Source organism: Pseudomonas sp., assembly GCF_037994325.1.
Classification (GTDB): domain Bacteria; phylum Pseudomonadota; class Gammaproteobacteria; order Pseudomonadales; family Pseudomonadaceae; genus Aquipseudomonas.
Genome location: NZ_JBBNAH010000174.1, coordinates 1 through 1,398, shown reverse-complemented (window position 1 = coordinate 1,398; position 1,398 = coordinate 1). Strand labels below are relative to the sequence as shown.

Sequence of the window (1,398 nt, the reverse complement as noted above, 5' to 3'; positions counted from 1 at the left end):
GCTGAGCGCTTGTGGGTTAGGCGCGGTGCTGGGTCAGCCCGGTTAAGGTGTCGGCAATGCCCTTGGTTCTTCGCGACGTTTCTTCGGTCATCTGGGTGGAGTCTTCCAGGGCATTGAGCATGCCTTTGAGGGTGCCAACGGCGGTGGACTGATCTTCGATTTGCACCGCGACTTTCTGGATTTCCGAGGACAGGTGGTCGATATCCACACCGATTTCGCCGGCATTTTTGCGCGTTATTTCCGCGAGCTTACGTACTTCATCAGCCACCACAGCAAAGCCGCGGCCCATTTCTCCGGCCCGGGCCGCTTCAATGGCGGCGTTCAAGGCCAATAGGTTGGTTTGCCCGGCGATTTGCTGAATGACCTGCACGATGGATTGAATGCGCAGGCTCGACTGCGCCAGCTCGCGGGCGCCTAACACCACTTCGTCTGCCTGGCTGGAAAGCCCGTCAAAGGTGGCGCGTGCGTCAGCGGCTACGCCGTTTTGGCGGTCGATGGTGCCGGCCAGGTCGTCCATTGAAACGTGCAGTTCCCCGGAGTAGTGCTGCAACTGGCTGGCGATTTGATCTTGGGCTTTGTTGGCCTGATCAAGCACGGAGCCAAGGTCGATTAAACCGTTGAAGATCGGTTGCAAGTTTTCATCCAGCCCGCTGATGTCCAGCGAACTGGCGAAGTTGTTCCTTTTGAATGCTTCGATCTGCTTGACCACGATATGGTTAAGGCCAACCAGTTTTTTGATTTGCCGGCGCAGAAAGAAGGCCTTGAACTCGCCATAGTGGGTGGCGAAGTTATCGACGTAATCGTCTTGAAAGCGCTGGCCGAGGCTGACGTGAAAGAAAAAAATCGCCGTCAGGGTTTGGTTGAGGTTAAGCCCGAGAATTTCGCCGAAGGTCGAGAAACCGGTAACTGGCACCTTGCCAAAAATACCGGTCATGGAACGCAGGGCGTCGGCGTTATTCAGGCGGCGCAGAATGCAGTCATTGAGAATGCCGGCAATCGGTGCGCTACCTTTGTCGCGCAAGAAGCGCTGGTAGTCGCCCAGGGTTGATTCACGCATCGACGTGCGCTTGACCATGATCAGCTCTTCGCCGGGCGCCACGTCGCAAAACAAGTGCACGATGCCCGACTGGTAGTCGATCGAGGCAATGGAGCGTACAAACAGTTCCTGGCCAACACGAATGGCAAACGAATAATTGGCCAGGTGTTTTTCCAGCTCCTGCGCCTGGCACTTGAAGGCATCGCACAGGGCTTCGACCATCGACGTGATATTGCCTTTGGAATCGATGACTTGGTGGATGGTGCGATCTTCCAGCGAGCCCGTCAGCACGCTAAACGATGGACCCGAAGGCTCGAAATTCTGACTTTTGAACACACCAAAGCGGATGTGCGGCGCGCACT

The 1,398-nt window shown here is 56.2% G+C and carries 1 protein-coding gene; it reads right to left on the bottom strand.

All coding sequences use genetic code 11. The features are described 5' to 3' along the window. Positions 1-16 precede the first annotated feature (16 nt). On the bottom strand, positions 17-1,398 hold a 1,382-nt coding region (locus AAAB16_RS05965), incomplete at its 5' end, for a methyl-accepting chemotaxis protein (protein WP_340662515.1).